General features: G+C 36.2%; 29 protein-coding genes and 1 pseudogene. 12 read left to right on the forward strand and 18 right to left on the reverse strand.

Annotated features, from left to right (window positions below):
- The first annotated feature begins 149 nt into the window (after nucleotides 1–149).
- The 4 genes from acuA to COL05_RS27030 all read left to right on the forward strand — a co-directional run bounded on the left by acuA (nucleotide 150) and on the right by COL05_RS27030 (nucleotide 3,589).
- Nucleotides 150–782, forward strand: a complete 633-nt coding sequence (gene acuA, locus COL05_RS27015; protein WP_000581384.1) for an acetoin utilization protein acetyltransferase AcuA — start codon at nucleotides 150–152, stop codon at nucleotides 780–782.
- 17 nt (nucleotides 783–799) lie between these two features.
- Nucleotides 800–1,444, forward strand: a complete 645-nt coding sequence (locus COL05_RS27020) for an acetoin utilization AcuB family protein (protein ID WP_000634568.1) — start codon at nucleotides 800–802, stop codon at nucleotides 1,442–1,444.
- Complete coding sequence (gene acuC, locus COL05_RS27025; protein ID WP_098670828.1) at nucleotides 1,441–2,607, forward strand: acetoin utilization protein AcuC; 1,167 nt, start codon at nucleotides 1,441–1,443, stop codon at nucleotides 2,605–2,607. The genes COL05_RS27020 and acuC overlap by 4 nt, the downstream gene beginning before the upstream one ends.
- A gap of 121 nt (nucleotides 2,608–2,728) precedes the next feature.
- Nucleotides 2,729–3,589 (forward strand): alpha/beta fold hydrolase, encoded by an 861-nt coding sequence (locus COL05_RS27030; protein ID WP_142337681.1) that lies wholly within the window; start codon nucleotides 2,729–2,731, stop codon nucleotides 3,587–3,589.
- A 54-nt stretch (nucleotides 3,590–3,643) separates the two neighbouring features.
- On the opposite strand, the gene COL05_RS27035 is transcribed toward COL05_RS27030, so the two are convergent.
- From COL05_RS27035 to COL05_RS27045, 3 genes are all read right to left on the reverse strand, one after another.
- The gene (locus COL05_RS27035; protein WP_098670829.1) at nucleotides 3,644–3,931 is read right to left on the reverse strand and encodes a hypothetical protein; all 288 of its coding nucleotides are present in this window, start codon (nucleotides 3,929–3,931) and stop codon (nucleotides 3,644–3,646) included.
- A gap of 122 nt (nucleotides 3,932–4,053) precedes the next feature.
- Nucleotides 4,054–4,743, reverse strand: a complete 690-nt coding sequence (locus COL05_RS27040; RefSeq protein WP_098670830.1) for a response regulator transcription factor — start codon at nucleotides 4,741–4,743, stop codon at nucleotides 4,054–4,056.
- Nucleotide 4,744: 1 nt separating this feature from the next.
- The gene (locus COL05_RS27045) at nucleotides 4,745–6,199 is read right to left on the reverse strand and encodes a HAMP domain-containing sensor histidine kinase (RefSeq protein WP_098670831.1); all 1,455 of its coding nucleotides are present in this window, start codon (nucleotides 6,197–6,199) and stop codon (nucleotides 4,745–4,747) included.
- 243 nt (nucleotides 6,200–6,442) lie between these two features.
- Here COL05_RS27045 and COL05_RS32385 point away from each other — a divergent pair.
- From COL05_RS32385 to mscL, 3 genes and pseudogenes are all read left to right on the forward strand, one after another.
- Nucleotides 6,443–6,553 (forward strand): annotated as a pseudogene (locus COL05_RS32385) (ankyrin repeat domain-containing protein); the annotation flags it as partial.
- An 82-nt stretch (nucleotides 6,554–6,635) separates the two neighbouring features.
- On the forward strand, nucleotides 6,636–7,562 hold the full coding sequence (locus COL05_RS27055) for a Gfo/Idh/MocA family protein (protein WP_098670833.1): 927 nt from the start codon (nucleotides 6,636–6,638) through the stop codon (nucleotides 7,560–7,562).
- 128 nt (nucleotides 7,563–7,690) lie between these two features.
- A complete protein-coding gene (gene mscL / locus COL05_RS27060) occupies nucleotides 7,691–8,089 on the forward strand; it encodes a large conductance mechanosensitive channel protein MscL (RefSeq protein WP_098670834.1) in 399 nt (132 codons plus the stop codon).
- A 49-nt stretch (nucleotides 8,090–8,138) separates the two neighbouring features.
- On the opposite strand, the gene COL05_RS27065 is transcribed toward mscL, so the two are convergent.
- Nucleotides 8,139–8,411, reverse strand: a complete 273-nt coding sequence (locus tag COL05_RS27065; protein ID WP_098670835.1) for a DUF3917 domain-containing protein — start codon at nucleotides 8,409–8,411, stop codon at nucleotides 8,139–8,141.
- Nucleotides 8,412–8,611: 200 nt separating this feature from the next.
- Here COL05_RS27065 and COL05_RS27070 point away from each other — a divergent pair, with 200 nt between their 5' ends.
- Nucleotides 8,612–8,848 (forward strand): DUF3949 domain-containing protein, encoded by a 237-nt coding sequence (locus tag COL05_RS27070; protein ID WP_098670836.1) that lies wholly within the window; start codon nucleotides 8,612–8,614, stop codon nucleotides 8,846–8,848.
- A gap of 1 nt (nucleotide 8,849) precedes the next feature.
- Nucleotides 8,850–9,212 carry a DUF4288 domain-containing protein gene (locus COL05_RS27075; RefSeq protein WP_142337683.1) on the forward strand — a complete coding sequence of 121 codons (363 nt, stop codon included), beginning with the start codon at nucleotides 8,850–8,852 and terminating at the stop codon, nucleotides 9,210–9,212.
- A 34-nt stretch (nucleotides 9,213–9,246) separates the two neighbouring features.
- On the opposite strand, the gene ccpA is transcribed toward COL05_RS27075, so the two are convergent.
- The 4 genes from ccpA to COL05_RS27100 form a co-directional block, all read right to left on the reverse strand.
- Nucleotides 9,247–10,245: a catabolite control protein A gene (gene ccpA / locus COL05_RS27080; protein ID WP_048531809.1), complete on the reverse strand. Its 999-nt coding sequence runs from the start codon at nucleotides 10,243–10,245 to the stop codon at nucleotides 9,247–9,249.
- 374 nt (nucleotides 10,246–10,619) lie between these two features.
- Complete coding sequence (locus COL05_RS27090; RefSeq protein WP_098670839.1) at nucleotides 10,620–11,636, reverse strand: CamS family sex pheromone protein; 1,017 nt, start codon at nucleotides 11,634–11,636, stop codon at nucleotides 10,620–10,622.
- A gap of 117 nt (nucleotides 11,637–11,753) precedes the next feature.
- Nucleotides 11,754–12,080: a bacillithiol system redox-active protein YtxJ gene (gene ytxJ / locus COL05_RS27095; RefSeq protein ID WP_098670840.1), complete on the reverse strand. Its 327-nt coding sequence runs from the start codon at nucleotides 12,078–12,080 to the stop codon at nucleotides 11,754–11,756.
- Nucleotides 12,080–12,592, reverse strand: coding sequence for a DUF948 domain-containing protein (locus COL05_RS27100; protein ID WP_080448715.1), 513 nt, complete (start codon nucleotides 12,590–12,592; stop codon nucleotides 12,080–12,082). The genes ytxJ and COL05_RS27100 overlap by 1 nt, the downstream gene beginning before the upstream one ends.
- A gap of 187 nt (nucleotides 12,593–12,779) precedes the next feature.
- Between COL05_RS27100 and COL05_RS27105 the strand changes: the two genes are divergently transcribed.
- Nucleotides 12,780–13,895 (forward strand): aminopeptidase, encoded by a 1,116-nt coding sequence (locus COL05_RS27105; RefSeq protein ID WP_000654739.1) that lies wholly within the window; start codon nucleotides 12,780–12,782, stop codon nucleotides 13,893–13,895.
- A gap of 35 nt (nucleotides 13,896–13,930) precedes the next feature.
- Here the strand turns inward: COL05_RS27105 and COL05_RS27110 are convergent, their stop codons facing one another.
- From COL05_RS27110 to COL05_RS27140, 7 genes are all read right to left on the reverse strand, one after another.
- Complete coding sequence (locus COL05_RS27110) at nucleotides 13,931–14,365, reverse strand: hypothetical protein (RefSeq protein ID WP_098670841.1); 435 nt, start codon at nucleotides 14,363–14,365, stop codon at nucleotides 13,931–13,933.
- Nucleotides 14,366–14,381: 16 nt separating this feature from the next.
- Nucleotides 14,382–14,564, reverse strand: a complete 183-nt coding sequence (locus tag COL05_RS27115; RefSeq protein ID WP_098670842.1) for a hypothetical protein — start codon at nucleotides 14,562–14,564, stop codon at nucleotides 14,382–14,384.
- Nucleotides 14,561–14,965 (reverse strand): PH domain-containing protein, encoded by a 405-nt coding sequence (locus tag COL05_RS27120; RefSeq protein WP_098670843.1) that lies wholly within the window; start codon nucleotides 14,963–14,965, stop codon nucleotides 14,561–14,563. Before COL05_RS27120 ends, COL05_RS27115 begins: the two co-directional genes overlap by 4 nt.
- A gap of 78 nt (nucleotides 14,966–15,043) precedes the next feature.
- Nucleotides 15,044–15,535 (reverse strand): GNAT family N-acetyltransferase, encoded by a 492-nt coding sequence (locus tag COL05_RS27125; RefSeq protein WP_098670844.1) that lies wholly within the window; start codon nucleotides 15,533–15,535, stop codon nucleotides 15,044–15,046.
- Nucleotides 15,532–16,080 (reverse strand): GNAT family N-acetyltransferase, encoded by a 549-nt coding sequence (locus COL05_RS27130; RefSeq protein ID WP_098670845.1) that lies wholly within the window; start codon nucleotides 16,078–16,080, stop codon nucleotides 15,532–15,534. The genes COL05_RS27125 and COL05_RS27130 overlap by 4 nt, the downstream gene beginning before the upstream one ends.
- A 56-nt stretch (nucleotides 16,081–16,136) precedes the next feature.
- Nucleotides 16,137–17,042: a DMT family transporter gene (locus COL05_RS27135; RefSeq protein ID WP_098670846.1), complete on the reverse strand. Its 906-nt coding sequence runs from the start codon at nucleotides 17,040–17,042 to the stop codon at nucleotides 16,137–16,139.
- A complete protein-coding gene (locus tag COL05_RS27140; protein ID WP_098670847.1) occupies nucleotides 17,032–17,445 on the reverse strand; it encodes a MerR family transcriptional regulator in 414 nt (137 codons plus the stop codon). Before COL05_RS27140 ends, COL05_RS27135 begins: the two co-directional genes overlap by 11 nt.
- 123 nt (nucleotides 17,446–17,568) lie before the next feature.
- Here COL05_RS27140 and COL05_RS27145 point away from each other — a divergent pair, with 123 nt between their 5' ends.
- The gene (locus tag COL05_RS27145; RefSeq protein WP_087932429.1) at nucleotides 17,569–17,913 is read left to right on the forward strand and encodes a PadR family transcriptional regulator; all 345 of its coding nucleotides are present in this window, start codon (nucleotides 17,569–17,571) and stop codon (nucleotides 17,911–17,913) included.
- Nucleotides 17,910–18,572 (forward strand): HAAS signaling domain-containing protein, encoded by a 663-nt coding sequence (locus COL05_RS27150; protein WP_098670848.1) that lies wholly within the window; start codon nucleotides 17,910–17,912, stop codon nucleotides 18,570–18,572. The genes COL05_RS27145 and COL05_RS27150 overlap by 4 nt, the downstream gene beginning before the upstream one ends.
- A 55-nt stretch (nucleotides 18,573–18,627) precedes the next feature.
- On the opposite strand, the gene murC is transcribed toward COL05_RS27150, so the two are convergent.
- From murC to COL05_RS27165, 3 genes are all read right to left on the reverse strand, one after another.
- Nucleotides 18,628–19,938, reverse strand: coding sequence for a UDP-N-acetylmuramate--L-alanine ligase (gene murC, locus COL05_RS27155; RefSeq protein WP_098670849.1), 1,311 nt, complete (start codon nucleotides 19,936–19,938; stop codon nucleotides 18,628–18,630).
- Between the two features lie 252 nt (nucleotides 19,939–20,190).
- The gene (locus COL05_RS27160) at nucleotides 20,191–21,309 is read right to left on the reverse strand and encodes a nicotinate phosphoribosyltransferase (RefSeq protein WP_000658369.1); all 1,119 of its coding nucleotides are present in this window, start codon (nucleotides 21,307–21,309) and stop codon (nucleotides 20,191–20,193) included.
- A 61-nt stretch (nucleotides 21,310–21,370) separates the two neighbouring features.
- Nucleotides 21,371–23,692 (reverse strand): DNA translocase FtsK (locus COL05_RS27165; protein ID WP_142337682.1); only part of this gene is annotated, 2,322 nt, incomplete at its 5' end.

The raw sequence follows: 23,692 nt of genomic DNA on the forward strand, positions 1-23,692 counted from the left end.
ATTATCTATTATAATAACATTATTTAAAATTTTCAGTATATTTGTTGATTTTTAGACAAATTTTTAATGACAAATTTCGATTCACATCGCATATATTATAAAGTACGATATTAATAGATTCACAAACCCTCAAGGTGGTGAGCAATACATTGATTCATAAAAAAATATATAATGCTAGAAACTTAAAAACAGCGAAAGGCACTTTAATTATTGAAGGGCCTGTCTCTACACATAACTTAGAAATGTATGAATTTCATCCAGACTTAATTGCGTTTCGTCCTGCCGAGCAGCAATATAAAGCAATTGTCGAAATTTCTAAATTGCCAGAAGCTCGTCTCATTATTGCTAGACATGACCAAACAATTGTTGGATATGTTACATACTTGTATCCTGATCCACTTGAACGATGGTCAGAAGGAAAGATGGAAAACTTAATTGAACTCGGGGCGATTGAAGTTGTCCCTGCCTTCCGCGGTTGCGCTGTCGGAAAGAACTTATTAGAAGTTTCAATGATGGACGATTATATGGAAGATTACATTATATTGACGACTGAATATTATTGGCACTGGGATTTAAAACAAACAGGCTTAAATGTTTGGGAGTACCGAAAAGTAATGGAAAAAATGATGAATGCTGGCGGGTTACAATGGATGGCTACAGATGATCCTGAAATTTGTTCACATCCTGCTAATTGTTTAATGGTCCGCATCGGTAAACGCGTTGATACGGATTCTATTCAAGCATTTGATCGTCTACGTTTTCACAATCGTTTTATGTATTAATAAAGGGGGCAACTGGAATGATTGTAGAAGAAATTATGAATCAAGATGTGGTGACACTACATCCAAACGATACAATCGAAACAGCAATCCGAACGATACGCACGAAAGGCATTCGGCACATTCCAATTGTCGATCAAAATAATCACGTCGTAGGCATTATTTCTGATCGGGATGTAAGAGATGCAAGTCCGTCTATTTTAGATGAACAAGTTTCACTCGATATGCTGAAGCAACCGCTTGAACTCATTATGAAACATCCTGTTATGACTTGCCATCCTCTCGATTTCGTTGAGGAAATTGCTACTTTATTTTTTGAAAATAAAATTGGCTGTCTTCCTGTTACAAAGGCTGGAAAGTTAGTTGGAATTATTTCTGAATCTACCGTGCTGCACACGTTAGTGAAATTAACAGGAGCACATCAACCGAGTTCACAAATTGAAATTCAAGTGAAAAACGAACCTGGTATTCTCGGAAAAGTCGTTGCTATTTTTAGTGAGTTACAAATCAATATCGTGAGCGTTCTCGTCTACCCAGCAAAAGATGAGAATGATAAAGTACTCGTTTTCCGCATCCAAACGATGAATCCGCTAAAAGTGATTGATGCACTTGAGGCAGAAGGCTACCGTGTATTATGGCCGAACATTATGGGGATGCAAGCATGAGTAGCGCGTTTATTTATTCGGATGACTTTCAGGGCTATTCATTTAGCCCTGATCATCCTTTTAACCAACTGCGCGTCACACTTACGTATGATTTATTACAAAAGGGTGGTTTTATCTCTCCTTCCCAAGTCATCTCACCACGGATGGCTACAGATGAAGAGATCGCCTACGTCCATACAGAGGAGTACATAAATGCGGTAAAACGTGCTGGAGAAGGTAAATTAGAAAAATCAATTGCGATGACATATGGACTCGGAACAGAAGATACACCGATGTTTCCAAATATGCATGAAGCAAGTGCATTACTCGTTGGCGGTACATTAACTGCCGTCGATGCTGTTCTTTCCGGGAAAGTAAAACACGCGCTTAACTTAGGAGGCGGCTTACATCACGGCTTCCGCGGCAAGGCATCTGGTTTTTGCATTTATAATGATAGTTCCATCGCTATGAAATATATTCAGAAGAAATACGGTTTACGCGTTTTATATATTGATACAGATGCTCATCACGGTGATGGTGTACAGTGGTCTTTTTACGACGATCCTAACGTATGCACTATTTCACTACATGAAACTGGGCGCTATTTATTCCCTGGAACTGGTGCTGTAAATGAACGCGGACAAGGTAATGGCTATAGTTATTCTTTTAACGTTCCACTCGATGCCTTTACAGAAGACGAATCTTTCTTAGATTCCTATCGAACTGTCGTAAAAGAAGTTGCCGCATACTTTAAACCAGATATTATTTTAACGCAAAACGGTGCTGACGCACATTATTACGACCCACTTACACACCTTTGTGCAACAATGAATATTTACCGTGAAATACCGAAGCTCGCTCGCGAAATCGCTAACGAATATTGCGAAGGTCGCTGGATTGCTGTCGGCGGCGGTGGCTATGACCACTGGCGCGTCGTCCCAAGAGCTTGGGCACTCATTTGGCTCGAAATGAACAACATCCAAAACATCTCAGGTTATCTCCCTCCAGAATGGATTGACGCTTGGAAAGGACAAGCTGAAACAGAACTTCCCCTCACATGGGAAGATCCAGACAACATGTATAAACCTATCCCCCGCAAACCAGAAATTGAAGAAAAGAATGCATTAACTGTAGCGAAATCTCTCGAAATTATTCGGAATAATATGAAAAAATCTTTGTACTAAACGAAAAGGAGGCTCGTTTTTGAATAGCCTCCTTTTACTTATTGTCGGTTTCTATCGGTAAGTCGATATATTTTGATAATGGCTGATATATTTTATTTCATAATTAAGTGGTTCAACTTTTATGAGAAAAGGTCGTGATATTATGTGGACACAACAAATAATCAACACGAAACGTGGCACATTTGAACTTTTTACAAAGGGAAATGGCGAACCACTTTGTATTACACATCACTATTCACAATTTAATGAAACTGGTGATTACTTTGCGGATGTTTTCACTTCTACGCATCTTGTATTCCTCATTAATTTACGAGACGCTGGTAACTCTGTAAAAGCCAATTCAGAAAAAGAATTACGTATGATTGAAACGATTCACGATTTAGAAGCTATACGAGAAGCTTTACAACTTCCAACATGGCATTTCGCTGGCCACTCAACAGGCGGTATGCTTGGACTTCTATACGCAATTACGTATCCAAATTCTTTACAATCATTAGTCATCGTTGGAGCCGCAGCAAGTAACTATACCGAAACACCATTTTGCATTTATCACCCAGCACATCCACAGTTTCACTATATGCAACAACTCATCGAAAACTTAAAAAGCCCTCACCTTACAAGGAAAGGACGGAAAGAACTATCTACTGAGAGAACAAAATTATCACTGCATAAACCCGAAAACTACAACTCTTATTTTTGTAAACCAATCGAAAAAACTATGTCCGCTAGCCGGATGAACGTTTTCGCCAATGAATATCCATCATTTGATTTAAGAGATCATTTACCTTCCATCCAAACAAAGACCCTTATTATATGCGGAAGACATGATGTACAGTGCCCGATTCAATATTCTATCGAGATACATAAGGGTATATGTAATTCTATCTTTGTGACATTTGAGGAGAGTAACCATTATCCTTTTTTAGAAGAAGCGACTCTGTTTACTTCTACTACTCAAACATTTTATAAATCATTACACTAGTACCGTTATTATTAAGAAAAGCTCACAGTCTCTATAAGACTATGAGCTTACTTTTCAGAAGAAATATTTCGTACTATATAAAAATAAAAGATAAAAGGAAAAGAGTACTAAACCTACATCAAGCAATACTGACTTTGTATCTCCTTCTTTTAAGCCTATCGTAATATTAAAAATGCTTCTAACTATCCAACCTAATACTAAAAATAACCAGCCGAAATGATCATTTGTATAATCTTCATCATAAAACATTTGTATTGCACCAATAATTAATAAGATAAGTATAATATTAGTCCCAATTTTTAAAGCCTTGTGTGATTTGTTATCTTTTAATGTATCTCCCAAAATGTAGCACGCCCTCTCATACTCTACTATGTTTTATCTCTCTTTATATCTTAACATAAAATTCCCTATTATTTCCTTTTAGCGAATAACATAAAAAACCTGCCAATTACTCGGCAGGTATATTACACGTTAAAACGATAACCAGCCCCCCACACCGTTTCAATATATTGCGGCTGAGCAGGATCTCTTTCAATTTTTTCACGTAGTTTTCTAATGTGAACAACGACGGTGGCTAAATCGCCAGCTGATTCTAGTCCCCAAATACGTTCAAATAACTGTTCTTTATTTAATACTTGGTTTGGGTGCGTAACAAAGAATGTTAATAAATCAAATTCCTTCGTTGTAAACGCGATTTCTTCATTGTTTATAAAAACTTTTCTCGCTCGCTGATCAATAGAAATCCCGTGAATGTATAGCGTATCGCATTGCTTACTCACATTTCCTGATAATCTTTCATAACGAGAAATATGCGCTTTTACCCTTGCGACTAATTCACTCGGGCTAAACGGTTTCGTTATATAATCATCCGCCCCTAAACCGAGTCCGCGAATTTTATCTATATCTTCCTTCTTTGCTGAAACAAGTAAAATCGGAATGTCTTTTATGCCACGTATTTGTTTACAAATTTCAAAACCGTTCACCTTCGGAAGCATAATGTCTAAAATAATTAAATCATAATCTTCCTGCAAAGCCATTTGTAAACCGGTTTCTCCTGAATGTTCTACATCCACTTGAAAATCACTAATTTCTAAATAATCTCGCTGTAATTCTGCAATACTTATTTCATCTTCTACTAGTAAAATTCTCTTCATTCTATTCACCACATTCCTGTACTTTTTTCAATGAGAAGAAAATACTTGTCCCTTCCCCAAGCTTACTTTCTGCCCAAATTTCCCCGCCATGTTCTTCAATAATTTGCTTCGCTATCGCTAAACCAAGTCCACTTCCACCTGTGTTAGAATTTCGCGATTGCTCTGCGCGATAAAACCGCTCAAATATATACGGCAGCGTATCAGCTTCTATACCTGATCCATTGTCCATTACTTTCACAATAACAGTATTGTTATCACTGGATACTGTTACAGTAATTTTCTTCTCTTCTTTATCCATGTATTTCACACTATTATGAATTAAATTGGATATCACTCTATTTATCTTTTCGCAGTCGGCCGTTACATATAGTGGTGATGAATGTAATTGTAAGTAAACTTCTATCCCTTCCTCACTTAAATCCATTTGCATCTCTTCTAATAATTCCTGCATAAACACATTTAACTCTATCGTTTCAAACTGAAAGGGAACTCGATTCAAATCAAGCTTCGAAAACAAAAAGAGCTCATCAATGAGTGTATCCATATGTTTTGCCTTCGTATGAATGGTCGTTAAATACTTATCCATTTTTTCTGGCGTATTTGCTACCCCATCTTTTATACCTTCCACATATCCGATAATAGAAGTAATTGGTGTTTTTAAATCATGAGATATGTTTGAAATGAGCTCTTTTCGATTTTCTTCATACTGTGTTTGCACTTCAATCGATTCTTTTAACTTCTTCCTCATTTCTTCAAATCCTTGATTTAATTGCCCGATTTCATCATGCGATGTAACTGGAATTTGAAAATTTAAATCCCCTTCTTTTATTTTCTCAGTCGCATCTTTCAATAAGAAGATTGGTTTTATTACACTTCTTGAGACGAGGTAACTTAATAATCCAATAAGCAAAATAGCTAACAGTAAAAGTGCTCCGAACAAAATCGGAAATAACTTTTGTGTAAGATCTACAAATGAACTTTGTCTTTTTAGTACAAATATACTCCCCTCTTCATCCCCTGGAAAATAAAAATCAAATTTTACATATCGATAAAATGTATCGCCTAGTTCCGTTGTACCACGACTATTAATATTTGCTGATTCAAATTTCGGAAGAGCTTCTTTTAAAGATACACTTTCAAATATTTTTGTAGCATAAGAAATAGTTTCTCCCTTTCTTACAACTATTTTCACACCTTCTTTTTCAAGTGATGAAACGAACGATTCATCTAATAGTTGTGATTGATTTTTCTTTGCCGCTAATTTCAATTCCATATACGTATTCTCTTCTTCTGGCGTAAGCGGCTTTTGAATATAGGAACTTTTATAGAAATTTTTCACTGACTCCAAGTCACCTGTTATAGAAAAAACAATTAAAAATCCCGCGACTAATATGAGCATGATAGAAACGAGAATAACAGCGATATAAGAGAATAAAAATCTTGTTTTAATAGACATATGTTACATCCTCACTTTATCAAACCTTATTACTCATAAGCATAAAAATATATGTTCAAATACTCAAGCGATTTTATAGTAATTTTAGCGGCAGTTTATAAAAATTTAATGTTCTTATCCTACAGTTGAAATTCCATGTTCAAAAAAACATTAAGTATGATCTTTTGCTTAATGTTTTTACAAAGTTGCTCACAACAAGAACAAGAAGTTAAAAAGGAGATGACAAACATGGAGACAGCGCTACACGGCGCAGATATAAACATTCCAGACAACGATGGTGTTACCCCGCTAGAGCATGCTCGTGCTCATCACTTTGAAGAGATAGAGAAGATTTTGTTAGAAGGGAATAAGTAAAAAGCTATTTTTTGCCTTCCTCCCCCACCCTATGCTACATTTAACCCGTTACATTACTATTAATAGGGTGGGGGGAATAAACATGAACAAACCTAAAATTGGGATGATTGGCCTTGGAAGTATTGCGCAAAAGGCCTATCTTCCAACACTTACAAAAGAAACAAATTGGAATTTTGTAGGGGCGTTTACACCTAACGCGGAGAAAAGAAAACAAGTTTGCCAGCAATACCGCATTCAAGACTTTCATTCTATTGAAACGTTAGCTTCAGAATGCGATGCAATCTTCGTCCATAGTTCAACTGCTACACATTATGAAATCGTTTCTGAACTTCTGAAAAAGGGAATCGACGTTTATGTTGATAAGCCGCTAGCAGCTACAGTAGAACAAGCTGAGAAATTAGTCGAGTTAAGCGAAAAGCATAACCGAAAGTTAATGGTCGGATTTAATCGCCGATTCGTTCCTATGTATGTTGCGGCAAAAGAACAAGCTCACAATATTTCTTGGGTTCGAATTGAAAAGCATCGTACAAATAAAGTCGGGCCATATACGTACGACTTTACTATGTTAGATGATTACTTACATATTGTAGATACTGCCCGTTGGTTAGCTAACGATGATCTTAACGTCGTTCATAATATGATGCAAATGAATGAAAAGAATGAACTTCTTTACGGGCATCATACATATACAACGCCAAGTGGACTGTTGCTTTCTACAGCAATGCATCGCCATGCCGGTACGAATTTAGAACAAGTCGAACTTGTAACGACAGGAAAAATCATTCGTGTAAAAAATATGAACACATTTGAAGTTGAGCAGGAAAATTCAGTTTCTCAAATTGGTTCACCATCATGGGATACGACGTTAAAGCAACGTGGTTTTGAAGATGCTGTTCATCATTTTATTGAATGTGTACATGGAGATACAAAACCTGCTGTAGATGGATTAGAAGGATTAAAAACACAGGAACTGTTGCAATCTCTACTAGATAATGTAAATAAAAATTAAAACGGATACATTTTTCAGAATTTACTTTCATTCCCATTCCCCCTTTATTTCTCGTGCAAATTTCTATAGAATATGTTGATAGGAATTATAAATTTCATAATGAATCGTGGAAAGGATGGGATTAACACATGTGGAACGAGTTTAAGAAATTCGCGTTCAAAGGGAATGTCGTTGATTTAGCTGTCGGGGTTGTAATCGGTGCTGCATTCGGTAAAATCGTTAGTTCTTTAGTAAAAGATATTATTACACCATTACTTGGTATGGTATTAGGTGGCGTTGACTTTACAAGTTTACACTTTGGATATGGTAAATCTGCTGTTATGTATGGTAACTTCATCCAAACTATTTTTGATTTCTTAATTATTGCAGCTTCTATCTTTATGTTCGTGAAGGTTTTCAACAAACTAACATCTAAAAAAGAAGAAGAAAAAGAGGAAGAAATTCCAGAACCAACAAAAGAAGAAGAACTTCTTAGCGAAATTCGCGACTTATTAAAGCAACAAAATTCTTCTAAAGATAGAGCATAATTGAACGGATAAAAAGGCATGTCCCCTTGGGACATGCCTTTTCTATATGCTATAACGTTTCCGAATTCATATGAATAAATAAAATAATACCAGCAACCATAAGTATCATAATACTACTTGCAAACAGTGTAATACCGATAAACATTAAACTTGTGCTCATATCCACTGATACACTTTCAATAAAAATAGAAATTACATACGTGATAAGGGCAATTCCTGCAAGAATACTTCCTGGAACAAATCGCTTTAAACCATTTTGTTTTAACGTCATATATGCAAAAATAGCAGTTATACAAAGCGTAATTATCCAAAGAACGATCATCTTTTCTCCCCCCTCACAAGCCTTTTCTTTCTATTATACATGACATTGCCCTATAATAGTTAAATTTGCACTTATGTGACATATAACAAGGAACAATTTCATTTTGGAAAGGAAATTGACCACTAGAAATAAATGGATATCTTTCGTATAAATCAATATAATTACCATATATAAATATTCTTTATAAGGGAGTGTTCATAATGATTTGGATTTCACTAATCGTATTAGCTTATTTCATCATTCTCGTCCCAATACAGTATAACTATATTAAGATGCTCAAAGAAAAGCAGAAAAAAATGAATGTGTCACAAAACGAACTATATGACAACATGTCTTATGAAGAATCCCAAATACATTATCACTATCAAAGTAACGTATTCACAATACCTGCTTCGCTTGTCGCAAGTATTATTTATAGAGTGAAACATGCAGCATAATATGTACGCTGTAAAATTATTATTTGAATCTGTTCATTCTGGTGAGCCTGATCCTACAAAAATGGATGAGTATTATGAAGAAAATCACGATACACTTTTTGAAGAAAGTATTATTCTTGTTAAAGCAAACAGTTTAGAAGAAGCTCATGAACTAGGTGAAAAAATCGCTATGCAATCTGAAGATACATACGATAACATGTATGATGAACAAGTGACGTGGACGTTCAGGAAAGTGTTGCATGTGTTTGAATTAGACGATACACCATTTGAAAACGGAAAAGAATTGTACGCAAGATTTTTACACGTTAATAAAAATGAAACGGTAGATACAGTCGTACAAAAATACTACCCCGAATACGAGTAAAAGCTCACAGCAACCGCTGTGAGCTTTTTTATACTTACTTCGTTGAATCTCTAAATTGGATACGGTGAGGTAAGATAACAGTGTGATCTTCCACTTTTTCTTTGTTCATATACTTTGTTAATAGACGCATTGCTACTGCACCGATATCATACATTGGTTGTACGACTGTTGAAAGTTGTGGACGAACCATTAATGCAAGGCGTGTATTATCGAAACCAAGTACTTCTACATCAGTTGGTACGTTTAATCCAGCGTCTTGTGCTGCATGGATTACACCTAGTGCCATTTCGTCAGAAGATACGAAGATCGCTGTTGGCTTGCCATCAAGGCCCCAAAGCTTTTCGAATGCCTCGATACCTGAATCATATGTGTAGTCTCCATCGATTACAAGATTTTCATCATATGAAATACCTGCTTCTTCTAGAGCTTTTTTATAACCTTGTAACTTCTTCGCGCTTCCCGCTTTATCAATGAAAGGACCAGAGACGAAACCGATACGCTTATGTCCTTGTTCAATAAAGTGCTTCATTGCATCGTAAGCTGCTTGTGTATAATCGATATTTACTGATGGCGTTTCATTTTGCTCATCGAATGACGCTGCTAATACGATTGGTACTGGAGACTTTTTAAATTCTTCAATGTGAATGTCTGTAATATCTTCACCCATGAAAACAATTCCGTCCACTTGCTTTCCAAGCATCGTATTTAATAAATGGAACTCTTTCTCTTTGTTTTGGTCAGAGTTACTTAAAATGATGTTATATTTGTACATTGTTGCGATATCTTCAATTCCACGTGCAAGTTCTGCATAAAACGTATTTGAGATATCAGGAATAATAACACCTACTGTAGTTGTCTTCTTACTTGCTAGTCCACGTGCTACCGCATTTGGGCGGTATCCTAAACGATCAATTGCTTCTAATACTTTCTTTCTTGTTGTAGGCTTTACATTTGGGTTACCGTTCACAACACGAGATACGGTAGCCATTGAAACGTTTGCTTCGCGCGCTACATCATATATTGTTACGTTCATCTCATCGCACACTCCTTCTATTTTTGTTATCTATTTTTATGTATCGGTTACTTGAATGAAAAAAAGACATCAACTCTATTTGCAGATGCCACCAATCGTCCCGAGTTCTTCCTTTTACTAATGATACGATAAAAACGCAGGCTCATACAATATTTTCCCGCAAAAGTTTCGAAAAAATTCGCTTCTTTTCTCGTATTTTCGTATTTTTTATGAAAAAAAGAGCATTTTTTGTAAAAATATAGATATCTCATACGTAGAAACCTTATTTTAAGCGGTACGATAGTGAATGAAATTTATATCGGCGATTTTTCGAATATACCGACTTGCTGACAGAAAACGACAATAAAAAAAGACAGTTTAAACACTGTCTTTTTTTACAAGAAGGAAACAAACGGTTTATCGCTGTTTTTCTCTTTTATAATAATTGCCTCGATTTTACTCTCAGACTTTATCTGCAATTGTACTTTCGCATCTTTAGGTAGTTTGTCTAACATGCTTTGAGCAGCCATTTGGGTAAGAGCCATTAATTCTGTTTTACCGTTATATTTAATAACAATATTCATATTTAATGTATCCATTTGATTTTTTTTATAAGACACTTTAGCATTTACTGGGATAAAATCTGCCGGAGAAAAACCTTTCATCGCCTCACCAAATTTATCTATTTTTTCATTATCTTCTCCATGTGCTTGTTTAAATTCATCAGAAGGATATGAAAATGCTTGTTCATCAATCGTACTCCAATTTCCAAGGTTCGTATCATTCTTTTGAACAGTAGCACTAGCAATATACGTACCATTTTTCAAAGAACTTGTACTCTCTTGCTTAAAGATAGCAAACGTAATTGGAGATTTATTATACTTGTTATTTTTATTAATAGCTTCAATAAGTTGCTTGGCAACCTCCGTACCCTTAGACATTGCTTCTTCATTTGATACACTTGAAGACATTGCTAACCCAATCACAACGCCAGATAAACTTAATTCATTTGAATTCTGCTTCCCGAAATAGTCTTGTTCTATAATATTTGTCAAAACGGGTGCTTCTACTTTTGCGACTAGTTCATCAACTAGCTTCTCCGGAATATACTGATTTAATTGTAATACGTGATTTTCTGTATCAAATTGCTCTTTTGCAATATTCATTAAACCATTTTCATACTCTGCTAAATCTAATTTAGAATTTGTTTTTATATTAGCTGTATTTATAACCTTTTGTTCTTTTAAAGGAATTACAGTTCTATAATAATCTTTAGAAACAGCAGTTCTCGGAATCATGCTTTTTTCTTTCGTATCCTTCTGTATAACTTCATCCTTCTTACTAATCGTATCATTACTACAAGCTCCTAGTAATAAACTTACGACCGCGAAGGATAATGCCATTTTCTTCATTACTTAAAACCTACTTTCAACAATCTAGTTATTTAATTTGAACTAATAACAGTGTACCATTAAATATATTTCAACAAAAACAAAAAAAAGAAGCAAGCACCTTTTGCTTGCTTCTTTTTACTTAATATTCTCTTCTAAAGTGTCTTTTTTAATGTTCCAATGAGACGTATTCCATACTACCATCCCATCTTTTATGTATAACACTTGCGGAGATTCATGTTTAATGCTGTACTGTTCTGCAACACGATTTGAAACATCTCTCGCATCTTGTACGTATAAGTAATACGCTGGTACCGCTCTTTCTTCACTGCAATACGCTTGAAATTCTGTATAGGCACCATGACTAATCGGGCATGTCGTACTATGTTTAAAAAGAACATACGGCTCGTTTTTTTCTACTAATACTTCAAGCTCTTCAATTGTTTCAAGTTTTGTCATATTCATTACGATTCACCTCTCATACGAAGTCTAGAGCGCTTCTCTTTCTTTTCAGCTTTTTTCTCAAGTCTTTCTAATTTACGCTCTTCTTTTTCAATCTTTTTCTCTTGTCTTGACGCACGATAATGATTGTATACTTCAATTGCTGCGCTACTCCATTGTACAACTTGCGCTACTTTATCCGCATTATTTTCAATTTCGTCCGTAACAGACTCTGATACATTACGAAGTTTCGTATTTAAAGAGTGGATTGTCGTTCCAATTCCATCCACACCCGATACTACTTTATTTAATGATTGTGACTTCTGTTGAATATCATCAGCTAACGCATTTGTTTTATGTAATAATTGCTCCGTCTCTACGCTAATCCCTTGCATTTGCTTTTCTAAACCTTCTAACGTGCTTGCAACGTTTTCTAACGTCTTCTGAACCGATAACAACGTTCTACATACATATACTACTAATACAGCGAAAGCAACCGCGATAATAGCCGCACTTACATATAAAAGAACTTGCATTTCATCACTTCCTTTATCTTTTTCATACTTTCCCCTATTATACAATCATTTTCCGTTTCGTTCTAATCCCTATCTTTCCATTAGAATTTTCATACTTATTCGTTAACTTTAACATAAATGATTCAACAAATTCCACTAAGTAGGTTACAATAGGAGAGGATACATAATTAGTAGGGAGGCTTTACATATGAAAGATCCACGCATTGAAAAGTTAGCATACAATTTAATTAACTACTCTATCCGTTTACAAAAAGGTGAAAAAGTATTAATTGAAAACTTTGGCTTACAAAAAGAACTTGTAACTGCACTTGTAAAAGAAGCATATGCAGCTGGTGGTTTCCCATTCGTTTCTCTAAAAGATCATCAAGTAGATCGCTCTTTATTAATGGGTGCTACTGAAGAACATTTTGAACAAATCGCTGCATATGAAGCAAGCGTAATGAAAGATATGGATGCTTATATCGGCCTTCGCTCTGGCGATAACATTAACGAACAAGCTGACGTACCAAGTGAAAGAATGCAAATTCATGGTCAAACAGTTGGTAAGAAAGTTCATAGAGACATTCGCGTTCCGAAAACACGCTGGGTTGTTCTTCGCTACCCAAATGCTTCTATGGCGCAGCTTGCTAAAATGAGCACAGAAGCTTTCGAAGACTTCTACTTCGAAGTTTGTAACTTAGACTACGGTAAAATGGATAAGGCGATGGATAGCCTTGTTACATTAATGAATAAAACAGATAAAGTTCGTCTAACTGGTCCTGGAACTGACTTAACATTCTCTATTAAAGACATTCCAGCTATTAAATGCTCAGGTCATTTAAACATTCCAGACGGTGAAGTATATTCTGCACCAGTTCGCGATTCTGTTAACGGTACAGTCTCTTACAACACACCATCTCCTTACAATGGTTATACATTTGAAAATGTACAACTTAAGTTTGAGAACGGTCAAATCGTTGAAGCAACTGCAAACGATACAGAGCGCATTAACAAAATCTTCGATACAGACGAAGGTGCACGCTATGTTGGTGAGTTCGCAATCGGCGTAAACCCATACATCTTACATCCAATGGGAGACATCCTATTCGATGAAAAAATCGATGGCAGCTTCCACTTCACTCCTGGACAAGCTTATGACGATGCATGGAACGGCAACAACTCGAACATTCATTGGGATTTAGTATGCATCCAACGCCCTGAATACGGCGGCGGCGAAATTTACTTCGACGACGTACTAATCCGTAAAGACGGACGCTTCGTTGTACCTGAATTAGAAGCTCTAAACCCAGAGAACTTAAAATAATAATAAAAACGCTCGGAATGTTCTCCGAGCGTTTTTTAATACTTTAATAAGTCTTTCGCCACATCTTCTGGCACTTTAAAACTCATCTTCTTATTTTTCATTTCAACTTCAACATACGGAACATCTTTATATACTGTCATCGTACCTATTTCATGTAAGTCCTTCTTATCTTTACTCGACTCTGATAATTTTGTTGTATCCTCTTGATACATTTTAAATGTTTTCCCTTGCGGAGTATCTAAAGGAGCCGACTGCATTTCCCACTTATCCATTTTCATGACTTCAAATAGTTTTTCAATTTCTTTCTTATTGGTGATTACCTTTTTATCACTTGAATCAGTAAGTGATTCAATTTCAACCTTTTGCGCCTTTTCTAAGTTCATATCAGTCTTTTCCTTCTTCGCACTACACCCTATTACAAGAAAGGATGCTGTTATCAGAAGCATAAACAACATACAGATTTTTTTCATTTCTAACCCTCCTGTACTACATGGAGCTACTTTTCTCACTTTTTGTTTGCTGAAAATGAAAATAATATAAAAGTCCCACTGCGATAGTACCTATTAATATTGGTATATATAAGGGCAGATCCCATTTCATATATCCCCTAGTGCAAATAACAATCACCAGCAATATTTCCAAACAAAACAAAGGTTTTACATATTTCATTTCTTACCTGCCATTTCTATTTTTACATTTGGATTCTCTTTCTCAATAAGCGCCAAAAATTCATTCATATCTTGCGGCATCGCCACCATATGTACTTTATACGCATTCGTCGTAATTTCTAGAGACTTCCCAACTTGACGAATGATTCTTATCTCTTTCAATACGATATCATCATTTAAAATACCGTACTTTAATACACCATTTTCTACTTTATGCTGTTTAATAAATACTTCCCAAACGAGTGGTACATTTACAAGGAAGCATAAACCCATTCCAATTAACGCTGACATCCACTGCTCTTTATTTGTGACAATCATGACAAGTGGATATACAAACATAAAAGCTAATGTGAGACAAACGAAAATGACTACTGACTTACTTCTTTGAATCGGAAAGTTCATACACGCACCCCCTTACCTAAATTATACCACTTTTTACCTATTTTAGTTCGTAAAAAAAGGCCATTTCTGAATGACCTTTTACACAATGTACCTATAAAATTTCTTATCCACCTCTAACACTGGAAAGTTTTTCGGCAACTTGTCTATACTCACACTTTGAAAACCATTCTTTTCATAAAAGTGATGCGCTGCTACAAATTTCACTGTCGTTCCTAAGTAAATATCTTTCAACTTTTTATTCTCAGCCCACGAAATTGCTGTTTGGAGCAACTTATGTGATGCGCCCCACTCTTTTCCGCGAAATTCTTTTTTTACGAACATTTTTCTTAATGCGACTTGATCGTCCCTAATATCTAATAAAGCTACTGTTCCAATCACTTTATCATCATAAATTGCTACCCAAAAATTCCCACGATTCCTTTGATAAAATGTTCCTATTTCAAGCAAGTCTGGCTGCTCTTCTTTCGTAATGGGAACATTGTACTCTTTTTGCTGAATATGAACGATAAGATCTACTACTTCATCTTGAAACTTACTTTCATACGGAATAATGCGTATCTTCTCGTTCATCGAATCTCCTTCCACTCTGAAGCTAGTAAACTATATACAGCGATATCGTGAAAATGATCGTATAGCCATTCATCATCTCTTAAAATACCATCTAACTTAAAACCTAAACGCTCTGGAATAGCGCGGCTTTTCACATTTTCAACACCGCATCTAATTTCCATTTTATTTAATTTTAAATTCTCAAATGCATAGTGAAGTACAGCCTTTACGCTACGCGTCATAATGCCTTTCCCGCCAGCATCTTCTGCAAGATAATATCCGAGACTTGCCGCTTTCTTCCCCCAGCTTACTGGATGAATACCTACCATTCCAACGAGCTTTCCTTTGTAACGGATACCACTTTCAAAACCGTCTCCCTCTGCAAACTTCTTTAACCACATCGGACAAATCTCATCATACGCACCAGCAGATTTTACCCCATCTACCCAAGGAAGCCATCTTCGTAAATGATTACGGTTTTGATCTATTAATTGATATAGTTCCTCTTTATGATGCTTCTCTAATAACTGTAATTCGATTTCATCGTCTACTCGAAGTGTGAACATGTTTTTTAGCCCCCTTTTAGTTTTCTTATTATTCTAACACTTATAGATGTAAATTGTTAAATATTCACACTTTTTTTCGGTTTTATTTGTATAAAATTAGAAGAATACAATACACCCGTAACAACTAATATCATTCCTACAGACTGTGCAGGCGTTATATTTACTCCTTCAATAAAAGAAATAATCATTGTAACAACAGGCACTAAATTAAAAAATAAAGATGTTCTGGCTGCTCCAATTTGAGCAATTCCATTATTCCACCATAAGTAACCGAGCACGCTCATTCCAATTGCCATAAAAAGAATCGCTCCCCAAGCTAACAAAGGAATTTCTAAAACTGGTACGATATTTTTTTGAGTGGAAGATATGATCATAAAGGCAGTGGCACCAATAGTCATTGTGTATGTCGTCGTTTGTATTGGGCTACTAGTTTTAATAAACTTTCTGCCTAGCACACCGTATAACGCCCAGCAAATATTCCCTAATAAAATATAAAAATCACCTTTTGAAAATGATAAGTTTTGTAGTATCGTAAACGAACCTTGTGTCAGTACAAAAACAACACCCAGTAATGCAAGTAACATCCCAATACCTTGGCGTTTTATAATTTTTTCTCGTAAAATAAAACTTGCTAATAGCGTCGTAACGAGCGGATTCGTCGCCATAATCAGTGCACCATTCATAGCTTCTGTATGTTTCATACCTAAAAAGAAAAAGAAGTTAAAACCGAATACACCAACAATACCTAGCAAAAAGTAATAAGTCTTATTCTCCCTCCATACCTCTACCTCAAAATCTTTTCGTATTTTTAACAAACATAACATCACAAATGCAGCAATTCCAAAGCGCCATGCTGCTATATGAATTGCTTCGAAATACTGTACAGCATATTTCGAAGCATTAAATGTCCCACCAGTGAAAATCGCAAATCCAAGTAACTGAGCGTATACTTTATTTTTCATTGTCAGCCTCCGAATTTCCACCTTCTAGAAAACCGTAATAAATTTCTAGTTTCTCCTCCGTTAGCTGAACAACTTTTTGCAATTGTTCCTGCTGTTCTTTTAATCTCTCTAAGTGAGTTGTTAAAATTGAAATTCTCTTTTTTACTTTCGCCGGTACTTCCTCTTTTCTCTGCTTAATTTCCTCTATAATACATCCATCACTTGCAAACTGAGCCATCTCTTCTAATGACATTCCAGTTTGTTTTAACGAATATAAAAATTTTAAAAGGCGTACATCACCTTCTGTATATTGGCGGATCCCGCTATTTCGCGTTGGTGGTGGTAATAATCCTAATTTCTCATAGTAACGCAAAGTATGAATACCCATCCCAGTTAACTCTGCTACTTCACCGATTTTATACATGTTCTCTCCCCCTTGTTTTTACATTTTCATCTTATAACCTAGAGTTAACTCTAGGTCAATACATAAATAAAAAAATAACTATATATGATTGATATCTAGATATGAATCATATATAGTTAAAGTATGGAAAAAAATGATAATTTTATAATTCAATTACGTAAAGGCGTTTTTGATCTCGCTATTTTGTCTTTAATAAGTAAACAACCTATGTACGGATACGAAATTACAAGTGCATTACAAGATATCCCTGTATTTCATATCCCAAACGGCTCGATTTATCCTATATTAAATCGAATTACGAAAAACAACTGGGCTGTTTCCTATTGGGAAGAATCTGGTGATGGTCCAAAAAGAAAATACTATCGCATTACAGACGAAGGGAGAGAAATTTTACATAGTCGCTTACATGATTATGATGCAGTGTACCATGCTCTAATGTTACTAGCTAAAGGAGAGGATAAAAAATGAACAAGGAACAATTCTTTTCAAATGAACTCATTACTTCTTTCTTACACGCTCTTCATAAAAGTTTAATGAACTTACCTACGCCAGCAAGAGAACAACATGTGCTAGAAATCAAATCCGATTTATATGAAAATGCATTAAGTAAAGAAAGCGAAGGAATACCATTAGAAGCCATCCCTTCACAAGTGATTGAAGAATTTCTTCCTCCAAAAGAATTAGCAAAGGAAATTGCAGGAGAATATACAGATGTTATTCAGGCTGCACAACAGTCTACAAATACATTTATTAAATACTTTACAGGACTATCAGTTGCTCCACTTGTTGCTTTATCAGTACCTATCGCACTTGGCTTTATAAATATTTCAGCTAATTTACCTTTTTTACTAGCCTTTATCGCAAGCAACATTTGGTTCATCTGTAGAGAAAACTATTGGAATACAAAGCAATTAAAATTTTTAAAAACAATGATTTCCTTTAGTACTAACGTTTTAATTGCACTTCCATTTGCATTTTTCGCGATTCGAATTATGATCACAAAACAATTCGATATGTTTTCATTCTATTATTTAATTGGATATGTACTTTTTAGTTCACTCTATATATTCTCATTAAAACAACTATACAAAAAAAATGAACAATACCAACATATCAGCGCTTTTTAAAATATATCGAACACAACAAAAAAAGACGCACAGCCACAGCTATGCGTCTTTTCTATTACTTCTCTGCAACTTGAACTTCTTTTACGTAAGCTGCTTCGAATTTTTGGATGTCTCCTGCGCCCATGAAGATTAGAACGCCGTTTTTATGTTTCTTTAATACATCCGTTGTTGTATCTGTAATTAGTTCTGCACCGTCAATACGCTTTTGCAGATCTTCGATTGTTAATTCACCTTTGTTTTCGCGTGCTGATCCGAATATATCACATAAGTATACTTGGTCAGCTTTGCTTAAGCTTTCAGCAAACTCATCTAAGAACTTTTCTGTACGTGAGAATGTGTGTGGCTGGAATACAGCGACAATTTCACGCTCTGGATGTTTTTGACGAGCTGCTTCAATCGTTGCATTAATTTCTGTCGGATGGTGTGCGTAGTCATCGATAATCACTTGCTCTCCCATCGGCTTTTCATTAAAGCGACGTTTTACGCCTTCAAAAGTTGTTAGCTGATGCTTAACTGCTTCTACATCAACGTTTTCATAATGGCAAAGTGCAATTACTGCTAATGCATTTAATACGCTATGGTTGCCGTATCCTGTAATTTTGAACGTGTCATAGTACGTATTACGAACGAATACATCAAAAATAGTACCATCTGTTCTCTTTTGAATGTTACGTGCTTGGAAATCATTATCTTCTCCAAATCCATAGAAAATAACAGGTACTTTCGCTTGAATTTTTTGAAGTTCTTCATCATCTCCACATGCAATAATGCCTTTTTTCACTTGCAATGCCATCTCTTGGAATGCACTGAATACATCATTGATATCTGTGAAATAATCTGGATGATCAAAATCAATGTTTGTCATAATCGCATAGTCTGGATTGTAAGACAAGAAATGACGACGATACTCACAAGCTTCAAATACAAAATACTTACTATTTTCTACCCCATGCCCTGTTCCATCTCCAATAAGGTAAGATGTAGGGTGTGCACCTTGCATTACATGGGCTAACAAACCAGTTGTTGATGTTTTTCCATGCGCACCAGTTACAGCAACACTTGTGTATTGGTTCATAAGGTCACCTAAGAAGTGATGGTAACGATGTACTGGGATGTTTAATTCTTTTGCTGCTTCAATTTCTTCATGCGTATCAGGAAATGCATTTCCTGCAATAATCACTTGTCCTTCTTTTACATTACTTTTATCAAAAGGAAGGATCGAGATATTGCGCTTTTCCAACGCTGTTTGTGTAAAGAAACGCTTTTCATAATCAGACCCTTGAACAGTATGCTTCATGTCATGAAGAATTTGCGCTAATGAACTCATTCCTGTTCCTTTAATTCCTACAAAATGGTAAACTGTCATCTTAAAGAACCTCCAACATTTCGAACTAATACAACGGCCTATCTATAAGACAGTATATGAATCTTTTCTTATTTTGGTAATCATCATACATTTTTGATGTAGTGAAGTTATTCTTCCCTTCACTTATCAGGATAAACTCGTACGTACTTCTTTTTTATGTCCATAACAAATCCATTATAGCAAAAAAGAAGCCGCTATACTATGATAACAGAAAAACTGATAGGGTCAATCACCTATCAGTTTTTCTCTCTTTTACATATCTTCTCTTTTTTCTAATTGAACACGCTCTAAACGTGGGTTTGGACGATATTTACGACCAGCTTTCGCTTCTGGTTTTCCATTTAATTCTACGTTATCACCAGTAAAGCCAATATTCATTTTTAATAAGCTACTTCCTACTCCGTATATATCAACAGGTACATTTTGAGCTTCAAATTCACGAATACGCTTCTCATCAAATCCACCAGTTACAACGATGTCTACATGCTGGAATCCTTCTTCATCAAGTGCTTTACGAAGTGCGAATACAAGCGATGGGTTTACACCACGTGGATCGAATGTTCCAAGTACTTCTGGGTGACGAATGAAGTATTGATCAATCATTGTGCGCGACGTATCTACACGTACACCTTTTAATGTTGATCCAAATTCACGCGCTACGCGAAGTGCATCTGTAATGACATCATTGTTGTAATCAATTAATACAACTAATTCATCTTCTGGGAATTTCTTATGATATGCTTTTGCCGCTTCCACGACATCACCATTAAACATTTGAATTAATGCGTGAGGCATTGTCCCCATACCACTTTTGCCCCACCATTCATTCATTGCATGCGTCGCTTGTGCGCTCATACCGCCGATGTATGCTGCATAGCCGTCACCAGCTTGTTGTGTATAATGATCGTCACGGTCTCCCATGAAAATAACTGGTTTTTCTTTATCTACGCTACGCGCAGCTTGGACAACGTTATATACGTTTGTCGCAACTGATGTACGACGAGCTAAAATCCCATCAATGACACCTTCTAAAAATCCGAAATTTTCATAAGGACCATGAATTGTTAACACTGTTTCAAACGGACTAATTTTATCGCCATCTTTTAAAGAGTTAATTTCAAGTTCCTCAGGATTTTTAGCGAATGTTTGTAGCAACGCAATCACTTCATCTGTTCCGCAAAGAACTGCATTTTCCTTTTGGAAAAATTGCATCGTTACAACACTTTTCGGGCGAAATTCTTCAATGATTTCTCTAGTCTTTAAAAAGTAAACGGCAGAGAACCAACCTTCTCCAACGCGTTCGTCAAATTTAAATGTTTTATTTGTTAGTCTATTTATTTCACCTTTTAATTTTAATTCAATTTCTTTCATGTCGCTTTACTCCCTACTTTACTATCCAACATTTTCTCTTAGTATACAGCAAAACCGTTTACTATACATTTGTTTCCTGCATAGCAGCGAATTCATCCTCAGAAATAAGGACATCTCTTGGCTTCGTTCCTCTTGCTTCAGAAATAATTCCTTGCGATTGCATCTCTTCAATGAGACGTGCCGCGCGATTATAACCGATGCGGAATTTTCGCTGTACAGAAGATGTGGACGCTCCCCCTTGTTCTACAACAAATTGACATGCTTCGAAGAACAATTCGTCTTCCGACTCAGCTTGTTCTGTTTTCGCTAATAAATCCTCTTGCTTAAATAAGTAATTCGGCTTCATTTGCTTTTTCACATGATCAACTGTCTTTTCAATCTCATCATCCGATACATATACACCTTGTACACGAACAGGCTTAGATGTACCGTTCCCTAAGAATAACATATCACCACGGCCAAGTAATTTCTCCGCGCCACCAATATCGATAATCGTACGCGAATCAACTTGAGATGATACAGTAAACGCAATACGCGTTGGAATGTTTGACTTAATTAAACCTGTAATAACATCTACAGATGGACGCTGCGTCGCTACTAATAAATGAATACCACAAGCACGTGCTTTTTGCGCAATACGACAAATCGCTTCCTCAACATCACCAGGTGCTACCATCATTAAGTCGGCTAACTCGTCAATGACAATAACGATATAAGGTAATGTTTCTCCCGGAATTTCTCGCTCACTTACAATAGTATTGTAACGAGTTAAATCACGAGCACCTGCGTGCGCAAACAATTCATAACGGCGCTCCATTTCTTCAACTGCCCACTTTAATGCAGCTGTCGCAGCTTTTACATCCGTAATAACAGGTGCGACAAGATGCGGAACAGAATTGTATGGTGCAAGCTCAACCATCTTCGGATCGATTAACATTAACTTCACTTCATGTGGTTTCGCTTTATATAAAATGCTCGTTAAAATTGCGTTAATACACACACTTTTACCAGAACCGGTTGCACCCGCAATTAGTCCGTGTGGCATTTTTCGAATATCCGTTACAATTGGATCACCTGAAATATCAAGCCCAAGCGCAACTGTAAGCGGTGATTCGCTCTTTGTAAACACAGGACTTCTTAAAATTTCACGAAGAAATACTGGCTTACTTTCTTTATTTGGAACTTCAATTCCAATGGCACTCTTCCCTGGAATCGGTGCTTCAATACGAATATCTTTCGCCGCTAAGCTTAACTTAATATCATCACTTAAATTTGTAATTTTATTTACTTTCACACCTGGATCTGGCTGTACTTCAAAACGAGTGACTGCCGGACCCTGCGATACATTAATAACATGTGCGCCAACGTGGAAATTATTAAAGGTAGTATCTAATAATTCTTTCTGTTCTTCCAGCCATTCTGTATTATCTAACGCTGCTTGCTGCGGAATCGATAGTAATGTTAATGGCGGAACCGCATATGTCGGTGGTGTTTGCAATACATTTCGCATATCGTTCTCTCTTTGATTTACAATATATGCTTTCTCTTCTACTTCCGTACTTGAAATTGGCTTTTGTACTTGCTCTGCCACTACTTGCTGCATTGGCTTTTCTTCCACTTGTGGTTCTACCACCACTTGCTGCATTGGCTTTTCTTCTACTTGTGGTTCTACTGCCACTTGCTGCATTGGCTTTTCTTCCACTTGTGGTTCCACTGCCACTTGCTGCATTGGCTTTTCTTCCACTCGTGGTTCTACCACCACTTGCTGCATTGGCTTTTCTTCTACTTGTGGTTCTACTGCTACTTGCTGCATTGCTGTTTCTTCTACTTGTGGTTCCACTGCCACTTGCTGCATTGGTTTTTCTTCCACTTGTGGTTCCACTGCCACTTGTTGCATTGGTTTTTCTTCTACTTGTTGTACAGGCTTATTCTCTACTCGTTCTTTCATAGAAGATTGCATTGCATTTGCTCTAGCCGCATGTCTTTCCATTAATCTCGTTCTGTCTTGTTTCAACATAACAACATTGAATGGTACATGACGCTTTTTCTCACGTTTTGGTTCTTCTTTTTGTACAACTGGTGACGCTTCTGCGACCGGTGTTTCCTCCACAACTGGTTGTTCTTCTGCAATCACTGCTTCTTCCACAACTGGTCGCTCTTCTGCAATTAAAACATCCGCAAAGTTTTGAACATCTTTCTTCGTTTGTTCATCAGCCTCAGCATCAAGTATGAATTCATTCGTTTGTTCAATTGCTTCATTTAACACCATTTCTTGCTGTGTTTCCTTAAGTGCTACAGGTTCTGCTTCTTCTGGCGCTTCTGTTTCCGCAATTACTTCCTCTTCTTCTGACTCTTCCGCTTCTGCAACTACTTCCACTTCTGC

It is taken from the genome of Bacillus sp. AFS059628, assembly GCF_002571225.1.
In the GTDB taxonomy this organism is placed as follows: domain Bacteria; phylum Bacillota; class Bacilli; order Bacillales; family Bacillaceae_G; genus Bacillus_A.

Excerpts from the sequence above, each read along its gene's own strand:
- COL05_RS27020 (WP_000634568.1), top strand. The coding sequence starts at position 800 with ATGATTGTAGAAGAAATTATGAATCAAGATGTGGTGACACTACATCCA.
- acuC (WP_098670828.1), top strand. The coding sequence starts at position 1,441 with ATGAGTAGCGCGTTTATTTATTCGGATGACTTTCAGGGCTATTCATTT.
- COL05_RS27030 (WP_142337681.1), top strand. The coding sequence starts at position 2,729 with ATGAGAAAAGGTCGTGATATTATGTGGACACAACAAATAATCAACACG.
- COL05_RS27040 (WP_098670830.1), bottom strand. The coding sequence starts at position 4,743 with ATGAAGAGAATTTTACTAGTAGAAGATGAAATAAGTATTGCAGAATTA.
- COL05_RS27045 (WP_098670831.1), bottom strand. The coding sequence starts at position 6,199 with ATGTCTATTAAAACAAGATTTTTATTCTCTTATATCGCTGTTATTCTC.
- COL05_RS27055 (WP_098670833.1), top strand. The coding sequence starts at position 6,636 with ATGAACAAACCTAAAATTGGGATGATTGGCCTTGGAAGTATTGCGCAA.
- mscL (WP_098670834.1), top strand. The coding sequence starts at position 7,691 with ATGTGGAACGAGTTTAAGAAATTCGCGTTCAAAGGGAATGTCGTTGAT.
- COL05_RS27065 (WP_098670835.1), bottom strand. The coding sequence starts at position 8,411 with ATGATCGTTCTTTGGATAATTACGCTTTGTATAACTGCTATTTTTGCA.
- COL05_RS27070 (WP_098670836.1), top strand. The coding sequence starts at position 8,612 with ATGATTTGGATTTCACTAATCGTATTAGCTTATTTCATCATTCTCGTC.
- COL05_RS27075 (WP_142337683.1), top strand. The coding sequence starts at position 8,850 with ATGTACGCTGTAAAATTATTATTTGAATCTGTTCATTCTGGTGAGCCT.
- ccpA (WP_048531809.1), bottom strand. The coding sequence starts at position 10,245 with ATGAACGTAACAATATATGATGTAGCGCGCGAAGCAAACGTTTCAATG.
- COL05_RS27090 (WP_098670839.1), bottom strand. The coding sequence starts at position 11,636 with ATGAAGAAAATGGCATTATCCTTCGCGGTCGTAAGTTTATTACTAGGA.
- ytxJ (WP_098670840.1), bottom strand. The coding sequence starts at position 12,080 with ATGAATATGACAAAACTTGAAACAATTGAAGAGCTTGAAGTATTAGTA.
- COL05_RS27100 (WP_080448715.1), bottom strand. The coding sequence starts at position 12,592 with ATGCAAGTTCTTTTATATGTAAGTGCGGCTATTATCGCGGTTGCTTTC.
- COL05_RS27105 (WP_000654739.1), top strand. The coding sequence starts at position 12,780 with ATGAAAGATCCACGCATTGAAAAGTTAGCATACAATTTAATTAACTAC.
- COL05_RS27110 (WP_098670841.1), bottom strand. The coding sequence starts at position 14,365 with ATGAAAAAAATCTGTATGTTGTTTATGCTTCTGATAACAGCATCCTTT.
- COL05_RS27115 (WP_098670842.1), bottom strand. The coding sequence starts at position 14,564 with ATGAAATATGTAAAACCTTTGTTTTGTTTGGAAATATTGCTGGTGATT.
- COL05_RS27120 (WP_098670843.1), bottom strand. The coding sequence starts at position 14,965 with ATGAACTTTCCGATTCAAAGAAGTAAGTCAGTAGTCATTTTCGTTTGT.
- COL05_RS27125 (WP_098670844.1), bottom strand. The coding sequence starts at position 15,535 with ATGAACGAGAAGATACGCATTATTCCGTATGAAAGTAAGTTTCAAGAT.
- COL05_RS27130 (WP_098670845.1), bottom strand. The coding sequence starts at position 16,080 with ATGTTCACACTTCGAGTAGACGATGAAATCGAATTACAGTTATTAGAG.
- COL05_RS27135 (WP_098670846.1), bottom strand. The coding sequence starts at position 17,042 with ATGAAAAATAAAGTATACGCTCAGTTACTTGGATTTGCGATTTTCACT.
- COL05_RS27140 (WP_098670847.1), bottom strand. The coding sequence starts at position 17,445 with ATGTATAAAATCGGTGAAGTAGCAGAGTTAACTGGGATGGGTATTCAT.
- COL05_RS27145 (WP_087932429.1), top strand. The coding sequence starts at position 17,569 with ATGGAAAAAAATGATAATTTTATAATTCAATTACGTAAAGGCGTTTTT.
- COL05_RS27150 (WP_098670848.1), top strand. The coding sequence starts at position 17,910 with ATGAACAAGGAACAATTCTTTTCAAATGAACTCATTACTTCTTTCTTA.
- murC (WP_098670849.1), bottom strand. The coding sequence starts at position 19,938 with ATGACAGTTTACCATTTTGTAGGAATTAAAGGAACAGGAATGAGTTCA.
- COL05_RS27160 (WP_000658369.1), bottom strand. The coding sequence starts at position 21,309 with ATGAAAGAAATTGAATTAAAATTAAAAGGTGAAATAAATAGACTAACA.